This window comes from Tolypothrix sp. VBCCA 56010, from assembly GCF_050875635.1.
Classification (GTDB): domain Bacteria; phylum Cyanobacteriota; class Cyanobacteriia; order Cyanobacteriales; family Nostocaceae; genus Hassallia.
This window is the reverse complement of the sequence record NZ_JBPAOH010000238.1, coordinates 1-7,582: the sequence shown is the minus strand read 5'-3', so window position 1 is coordinate 7,582 and position 7,582 is coordinate 1. Positions and strand designations below refer to the sequence as shown.

Below are 7,582 nucleotides of genomic sequence, written 5' to 3'. Positions count from 1 at the left end.
CTTGGCGCTAGCCTCTCCCAAAGGGAGAAGACCGCGCTGGCTCACTACGAAGATGTATGTTTTATGTTTAATTACGCCCACTTACTTATCTCTAAAAGACCCACAGGTAAATACTTTGCTTCTCTTCTTTTTATAGGTCGGCGTAGTAGTTCACGCTCTTTAAGAAAGCACTGGTAACAATCATATGAAAATTATGAAAATTTGGATGTGGAGTGCCCTTGGGCTTTTAGTTGTTAACTTATTTGTAGTTGCAATTGTGGCATTTTTGATTCACAGAGATAGTACACAATTAAACCAGAATCAATCACAAAGTCAACAAAACCAAGTATACACAAATTGGGTTTAATAATTCGCCAAGGTTAATGAAAAAGCCCTGATGGTTTAGGCTGAGAATTTTCCACTTGAGCAGGAGCAATTACCTGCAAAGACCAATAGCTCGCGACCATGAGAATTAAACCAGAAACCGCGCCAATTAATAAGCCCATCAGTAAAGCAGATTTACTAGGAAAAATAGAAATAGTGGTCTCATTTGTATAATTGTTTAAAAGCTGTGCTGATACCTCAGATTCAAAAACTTCGTTAGTGTTGTCTGTGGATAAAGGTATTTGAGGTTCAAATGTAAAGTCTTCTGATAATAAAGTCGTATCTGACTCATGCAGTGGCATGTATAAATTTTTAAGTGGCAGAAGTGCCTCTAATACTTCTTTTGCCGACTTATATCTATCTTGAAAGTGATAATGCACCATATTATTGAGTACCGAGGCAAGCTGAGGATTAACCTGAGTTAGGTGTTGCCAAATTAGCTCACCTGTATTGCGATCTTCTGGTAATTGGGTTGGATGTACCCCTGTTAAAGCTTGGATGGCAATAATGCCTAAAGCATAAATATCGCTATTGGGTCGTGGTTTGCCTCGCTGTTGCTCCTGCGGCATGTAGCCCGGAGTGCCGATCGCGATCGTAGAATATTCAACAGGAATAAAGTTTTCTTGACCTCTAATCAATTGATTCCAGATTGGCTTGACAGCACCAAAATCAATCAACACTAACCGATTATCCTGCTTTCTTCTAATAATATTACTCGGCTTGATATCTCGGTGAATCATTCCTTGACTGTGAACAAAATTCAGGATACCCAAAATTTCTTGCAGTAGTTGAAAAACTTTTTTTTCCGACCAACGTTTACCAGGCAAAAATTCCGCATTTAAAGGATGCCCTTCAATAAATTCTTGCACTAGGTAAAACTCAAGATTGTCTTCAAAATGAGTTAAAAGATGAGGAACTAAATCGTAGTTATTTAATTTTTTTAGAGCCTCTGCTTCTCTAGTAAATATCCTTCTACGAATTTCTACCGGGATGGGACATTCACTGCTAGGTAAGAAATGTTTAACAATGCAGGTGGGATGTTCGGGCTTCTTAGTGTCTTGAGCCATGTAAGTTCGACAGAATATACCTTGACTTAAAACTTGGACAACCTGGTAACGTTGTTTTAGTAACTGGCTTAACATGTTACGATCTACCTAACGGTTGTATTAAGTAATTTTACTTAAATAAATTTATCTATAAAATTAATATATAGTTTTTATGTAAGAAGACTTACGTAAATTATCTACAGTTGTATTTAAACTTCATAAAAAATGTATCTAGCTTTTGCACTTTTCTTTGTCAAGCAGGTAAATTGATCGGTGAACCAGAAATTGACATTAAGTACTCATTGCATCCTGTTTATGACTAACTAAATTACAGGAAGAAAAAAATGAAGAATACTAGCAAAAAAATCCCACTAAGCAAAGATGCCCAACAAATGATCAGAGGTCTGATATTTGGCGAACTACTTACAATTGTAATAATTGGCGGACTGTGGTTGTGGCTAAGACCGCGCTTGTGGGTCAACAATGGTACTTTTTATTCCTCTGGTCAAGATACAAACACTGCCTCTACTTCTGCAACTTCAACCTTTCAAACTGTTACTGATGTGCCAATTGGTGCATTTAAATACGGTGGAAGTACGACTTGGGCACCAATTAGGCAACTGGTAGATTCTTATATTCAAAACACTCGTCCGGAACTACAACTGCAATACGTAGACCCTCCTAACGGTAGCCCTGGTTCCGGAGCAGGTATTAAAATGTTGCTTGATGGGAAATTAGATTTTGCTGAATCTTCCCGTCCCCTGACTGCCGAAGAGTATGCGATCGCTAAACAGCGAGGTTTTACACTTGAGCAACGCGAAATAGCTACCGATGGAATAGCAGTAGCAGTCAACCAAGCACTTAATTTACCAGGCTTAACCGTTGAGCAGTTGCAACAAATTTATTCAGGGCAAATTACTAACTGGAAGCAAGTAGATGGACCAGACTTGGCGATTATCCCTTTGTCGCAGCAGCCAGAGAACGCAGACACAGTATTATTCGACAAGCCATTAAAACAAACGCTTGGCTCTAATGTTCAGTATGTCTATTCTACCACGGAAGCACTACGCCGAGTCAGTAAAACTCCTGGCGCTGTATATTACGGTTCTGCGCGAGGTGTAGTACCTCAGTGTACCGTCAAGGCTTTACCTTTAGGTCGGGTGTCTACACAGCTAATTTCTCCTTATCGTGAACCGTTGATACCTTCAAATCAGTGTCCGCAAAAGCGCAATCAAGTTAACACCGAAGTTCTTAAGAACGGTAGTTATCCAATAAAGAGCAAATTATTTGTGATTGTTAAGCAAAACAACGGTCGAGAAGAGAAAGTTGGGGAAGCTTATACTAGACTTTTGCTGAGTGACCAAGGAAAAAAGGCGATCGCTCAAGCTGGGTTTATCCCCTAGTTCGTCGTAGTGAGCCGTAGTGAGCAGTTTACTGCTCATAACTTCGGTTTTAAGGACTGAAGTCCTTACTACGTTTAGGAGCTTTACTTAATAAAAGTTTATAATTAACTAGAGAAGTTAGGGCGAATTCCAGTCTGGGCGCAAGTTAGCAGCGTCACGCAAATAGATATGGTGAATTGGCTCGGAGGGTGGGAGGTAGGCGTGAACTAGAAAACGGACGCAACGTTCCAAGCTACCCTCAACGTGCATTTGCTGCACATCTAACATTGCCACATTATCCCAACAAGCACGAGTTCGTGCGATCGCCGCCGGAAAAATAGCATCCAAATCCTGTGTCACTGAGAAAGTAACACTAATCATGTCTGTTGGATGTAGGTGATTTTGTTTTTCCAGTTCATCTAATAGTTCTACAACCGCTTCACGCATCGCTTCAACGGTATTTTCCGCAACAGTTGTTGCTCCGCGAATAGCCCGCATTCGCCACTCCACGCCAATTTCCTCCTTTTTTCGATTTTGCGAAAAGTTTGAGCGGAGGTTTCCGAGAAGTTTGAGCGGAGGAAACCTCCGATCAAAGCTGGGCGTGTCCGATCAAAGCTTTTCAAGACGGATTTTGGATTTAACAACAATCTAAAATCCAAAATCTAAAATTCAAAATTCCCTTTACGGTCGATACAACCACAAAGGCTGACCGCTGGTGGACATTTCAAATTCCATCCAATCAATTCCAGCCCTAAGTCCTGACGAAACCTGAGCACTTCCTGGTAGCAAGCGACTCAATAAGGGTTTATGTTCTTCTAAAGTGTAAGTGAGCGTTTTTTCTGGATCGAGACCCACCAGTTCTGCTGTCCAACATCGCGCATCTTCTTCTGTTCCCAGTCGGTCTACAACACCCAACTCTAAAGCTTGCTGTCCGGTAAAAATCCGACCATCGGCGAAACTTTTCACAGTTTCTTCGGCTAAAGAACGCCCTTCGGCTACTGCTTGCACAAACTGTTGGTAACTTGTATCAATTAGCTGTTGCAGGATGTTTTGTTCTGGTTCAGTTAGTTCCCGGTCGAATGACAAAATGTCTTTGTAGGGACCAGATTTAACTACCTGAAAAGAAACACCGATTTTTTCCAGCAAGCGTTCTATGTTATTTCCACGCAAAATTACACCTATGCTGCCCGTAATTGTACCAGGGTTAGCAACGATGTGTTCGGCTCCCATGCCGATATAGACACCACCAGAAGCGGAAATATTACCAAAACTGGCGACAATTTTGATTTTTTCGCGCAAACGCTTGAGGGCGCTGTAGATTTCTTGGGAATCTCCGACTGTACCACCAGGACTGTCAATGCGTAGCAGCAATGCGGGGAACTTGCGTTCCTCTACAGTTTTTAGGGCTTCTAAAACACGTTTGCGAGTAGCACTGGCGATCGCTCCAGTAATTTCAATCCGAGCAATTTGTTTACGAAACTTGGACTTAAAAGGCCAAACCATGAGCAGTCAAAAACCTTCTTCTAAACTTAATATAAAATGCAAGAGCGCGAATCTGACTCGATGAATCTGTATAAACAACGAGCAAGCCGCAGTGCTATCGGCATTTTAATTGAATTTTTGTGATTTATGCGTATCTTCATTTATTATCTTATCTCCTACCCATCAAGCCTTTAAGCCGAATCGTGCGTTTTGGGTAAGTGATGACTTTTAAATTAATATTTAAATAATAATTAAGTTTTACCAATCCCTTTGTAGATAAGGACTAGCAGCTTTTTCAAGTTCTGTTTTATCTATTTTTTAGAAGTTATGCAATTTACGAGCGAATCTATAATGCTGGCTGTTTGCCGCACTTAAGAACCGCTTCGTAAAATTTGACACCGATAATAAACATAAGTGTCAAATAGCGCACCAACGAAACTACAAGTTAAACAAATTACAAATATTCCGCGTAAGGGAGTGCCGCTGCCAAAGGTTGCAAGAAAACGGATAATGGCGAGTGCGATCGCGCTACTCACATCTTGTACACCCGGAATGTTACCGATCAGCGATAGAGAAAACAAACAAACGCCCACTAAAAACAAAGGAGCGACAAAACTAAAAATAATCGTCAGCAGCAGCGAGCGGAGAAAATTAGTAAAAATAGTCATTTTCGGACAGGCTCCGTGAGTGAATTGGTAAGAGCTATATACCTGTATGTCACTTTCTACAATAAGTGCGATCGCCCTCCCACAGACAATATGTCAAAAATCTTAAGTTTTCATTAAAATAATTATCTACTACTTTTACTAGATGCTAAGAGCATCGATAATACCTAAAATTCTTAAAAACCTAGATAAATAAAGCTTTCCATCAAAGATTGCCGCACTTAAGGGACTAGCAAGCAACCTCTGACACGCTTAATATTCTGAGAAGAGCTTTAAGCTAAGTTAATATTCCGCCTGGGTGGGGAGGTGGGGAGACAAGGGGACAGGGGGACAAGGGGGACAAGGGGACAAGGGGGACAAGGGGACAAGGGAGACAAGGGAGACAAGGGGACAAGGGGACAAGGGGACAAGGGGACAAGGGGACAAGGGGGACAAGGGGACAAGGGGACAAGGGGGACAAGGGGAAAAAATGCCCAATGCCCAATGCCCAATGCCCAATGCCCATTCCCCATTGCCCAATGCCCAATGCCCAATGCCCAACCACTAACCACTAACCACGAACCACTAACAACAAATAACTGACTAGAGCTATTCTTAAGGCAGTTACTGAGTTAACTTGTAAACTTTGAGCAAGACTACATCCAAATCCAGCTTAGGAATATGGAGTCAGCGATTGCTGGCGGCAATTCTTTTAGGTGGGCAAGTATTAGTTCACCTAATTAGGGGCAAAATCCATCGGCACAACACTCTAGAGCAAATGGCAGCGGTTGGACCCGATTCGCTCTTCATTGCTTTATTGACGGCTGTTTTTGTAGGTGCGGTGTTTACCATCCAGGTAGCGCGGGAGTTTATCAATTTTGGGGCAGGAAACGTCGTCGGCGGAGTGTTGGCGATCGCCTTAACAAGAGAACTCTCACCGGTGCTGACAGCGGTGATTTTGGCGGGACGAGTCGGTTCGGCATTTGCAGCGGAAATCGGCACTATGCGCGTCACAGAACAAATCGATGCCCTGCTAATGTTAAAAACCGATCCGATTGATTATCTAGTTATTCCCCGCGTAATTGCTTGCGGCTTGATGCTGCCAATTTTAACTCTTTTGTCTTTAGTCACAGGCATGTTGGGAGGATTGATAATTGTCACGAGTATATACAACCTCTCGGAAACGGCATTTTTAGATTCAGCTCGTAACTTTCTCGGCATTTGGGATATTTGTAGTGCCTTGATTAAAGCCGGTTTCTTTGGAGTTTTAATCGCCGTTATTGGTTGCAGTTGGGGGATGACGACAACCGGCGGAGCCAAAGGTGTGGGACAATCAACCACAACTGCGGTTGTTACCGCTTTGTTGATGATATTTGTCTGCAACTTCTTTCTTTCTTGGTTAATGTTTCAGGGAACCGGCAGTGCATCGCTACAAGGATTCTAGTCGCTTCAAAGAACAGGCTAGGGTCTGTTTTACTTTGTCACGCAGTGAGGCTGGCTCTACAGCTTTAGTAATCTCAAGAGCTTTGTCGTATTGCCCTAACACCCCATAGCCACGGGCGACGGTAATTATAACAATATTTTTTGATGAAACTTCCTTATCTGGTTTAGCCAAAGCGATCGCCTGAGATAAAACTTCAGTAGCGCGAGCCGATTGTTTTAGCAGTGCATACTGGTTGGCAATTTGAGCTAATGCTTGGGCTTTGACAAATGTCTCCTTAATGTTTTTAGCAGCTGATAAAGAATAATCAAGGACTTCAACAGCTTTATCCCTTTGTCCTGCTCCTTCGTAGACTTGGGCAATACTAGACAAAATACTAATTGTCATGTAATCCTGCTGTGGTAGGGTTTTAACAAACTCAAACAATTCAGACGATAACTCATCGGCTCTCTGTTTTCGTCCTACAGCTAGATACTGACCGATAAATCTGGGCAAAATAAAAAGTTTCAAACGACTAGCCAAAAGGTTAGTAGAGTCAGGTTTGCTCGCTGTTCTATAAACCGCATCCGCCCGCTCTATGATAGAAGCAGCGCGAACCGATTGTCCGGCTACTCGATACTTTTCAGCGATATCCAATAAAGTAGTGAATTTGAAAACCTCGCCCATGATTTCTGCAACCTGAAGCGCTTGATCCAGTTGCCCTGCTTGTGTATAGGCTTTGACTATTTCCGACAACACATTATCTTTCAATGAGATATCGTTCGGCTGCTGCGGCTGTGTAATGCTCTTTGCAACCTGAAAGGCTTGATTTAGTTGCCCTGCTGACCTGTAAGCACTGGCTATTTCACTTAATGCCTCGTTCTTGAGAGAAACATCCTTAATTTTTTGTGCATGTTGCAAAGCTTCATCCAACTTTCCCGCCCTTACCAAGTTACTGACAGTCGCAGCATTGGAGCGATCGCTTGGTACAGATGTAGAAAAGGTTGGTTTGTCAGGGGCAACGAGAATTGGGGTGATTGCAAAAAATCCAAATAGGGACTTGGCTGCGGCTGACGACATTGGTAAGGGCGGAAACGGACAAGCTGGGGCGATGGGGGGTAGCGAAAGAGAAGATTCTGACTTAATAGTTACCTTTCGCATAGTCAAATATATTCAAACATCAACTATCTATTCAGTTGGAGTTAGTATTTATACTGGACAGCAAATCCTACACTTGGCAGGAAG

Annotated in this window: 9 protein-coding genes; 4 read left to right on the top strand and 5 right to left on the bottom strand. The window is 42.3% G+C overall.

Annotated elements, in window-relative coordinates; translation table 11 throughout:
* Positions 1-359 precede the first annotated feature (359 nt).
* Positions 360-1,505: a protein kinase domain-containing protein gene (locus AABK37_RS38985; RefSeq protein WP_432556759.1), complete on the bottom strand. Its 1,146-nt coding sequence runs from the start codon at positions 1,503-1,505 to the stop codon at positions 360-362.
* A gap of 248 nt (positions 1,506-1,753) precedes the next feature.
* Between AABK37_RS38985 and AABK37_RS38980 the strand changes: the two genes are divergently transcribed.
* Complete coding sequence (locus AABK37_RS38980) at positions 1,754-2,812, top strand: PstS family phosphate ABC transporter substrate-binding protein (protein WP_432556758.1); 1,059 nt, start codon at positions 1,754-1,756, stop codon at positions 2,810-2,812.
* A 117-nt stretch (positions 2,813-2,929) separates the two neighbouring features.
* Here AABK37_RS38980 and aroH read toward each other — a convergent pair whose 3' ends face one another.
* The 3 genes from aroH to AABK37_RS38965 all read right to left on the bottom strand — a co-directional run bounded on the left by aroH (position 2,930) and on the right by AABK37_RS38965 (position 4,941).
* The gene (aroH, locus tag AABK37_RS38975) at positions 2,930-3,301 is read right to left on the bottom strand and encodes a chorismate mutase (RefSeq protein WP_432556757.1); all 372 of its coding nucleotides are present in this window, start codon (positions 3,299-3,301) and stop codon (positions 2,930-2,932) included.
* Between the two features lie 171 nt (positions 3,302-3,472).
* Complete coding sequence (gene sppA / locus AABK37_RS38970) at positions 3,473-4,294, bottom strand: signal peptide peptidase SppA (protein ID WP_432556756.1); 822 nt, start codon at positions 4,292-4,294, stop codon at positions 3,473-3,475.
* Positions 4,295-4,644: 350 nt separating this feature from the next.
* Positions 4,645-4,941 (bottom strand): hypothetical protein, encoded by a 297-nt coding sequence (locus tag AABK37_RS38965; RefSeq protein WP_432556755.1) that lies wholly within the window; start codon positions 4,939-4,941, stop codon positions 4,645-4,647.
* A 303-nt stretch (positions 4,942-5,244) separates the two neighbouring features.
* Here AABK37_RS38965 and AABK37_RS38960 point away from each other — a divergent pair, with 303 nt between their 5' ends.
* Positions 5,245-5,520, top strand: a complete 276-nt coding sequence (locus AABK37_RS38960; protein ID WP_432556754.1) for a hypothetical protein — start codon at positions 5,245-5,247, stop codon at positions 5,518-5,520.
* A gap of 43 nt (positions 5,521-5,563) precedes the next feature.
* Positions 5,564-6,361 (top strand): MlaE family lipid ABC transporter permease subunit, encoded by a 798-nt coding sequence (locus tag AABK37_RS38955; protein ID WP_432556753.1) that lies wholly within the window; start codon positions 5,564-5,566, stop codon positions 6,359-6,361.
* On the opposite strand, the gene AABK37_RS38950 is transcribed toward AABK37_RS38955, so the two are convergent.
* Entirely contained in the window at positions 6,347-7,417 is a 1,071-nt protein-coding gene (locus tag AABK37_RS38950) for a tetratricopeptide repeat protein (RefSeq protein WP_432556752.1), read from the bottom strand. The genes AABK37_RS38955 and AABK37_RS38950 overlap by 15 nt on opposite strands.
* Here AABK37_RS38950 and AABK37_RS38945 point away from each other — a divergent pair.
* The coding region (locus tag AABK37_RS38945) for a hypothetical protein (RefSeq protein ID WP_432556751.1) at positions 7,398-7,582 on the top strand (185 nt) is incomplete at its 3' end. The genes AABK37_RS38950 and AABK37_RS38945 overlap by 20 nt on opposite strands.

Coding starts and splice junctions, on each gene's coding strand:
- AABK37_RS38985 (WP_432556759.1), bottom strand. CDS start 1,505: ATGTTAAGCCAGTTACTAAAACAACGTTACCAGGTTGTCCAAGTTTTA.
- AABK37_RS38980 (WP_432556758.1), top strand. CDS start 1,754: ATGAAGAATACTAGCAAAAAAATCCCACTAAGCAAAGATGCCCAACAA.
- sppA (WP_432556756.1), bottom strand. CDS start 4,294: ATGGTTTGGCCTTTTAAGTCCAAGTTTCGTAAACAAATTGCTCGGATT.
- AABK37_RS38965 (WP_432556755.1), bottom strand. CDS start 4,941: ATGACTATTTTTACTAATTTTCTCCGCTCGCTGCTGCTGACGATTATT.
- AABK37_RS38950 (WP_432556752.1), bottom strand. CDS start 7,417: ATGTCGTCAGCCGCAGCCAAGTCCCTATTTGGATTTTTTGCAATCACC.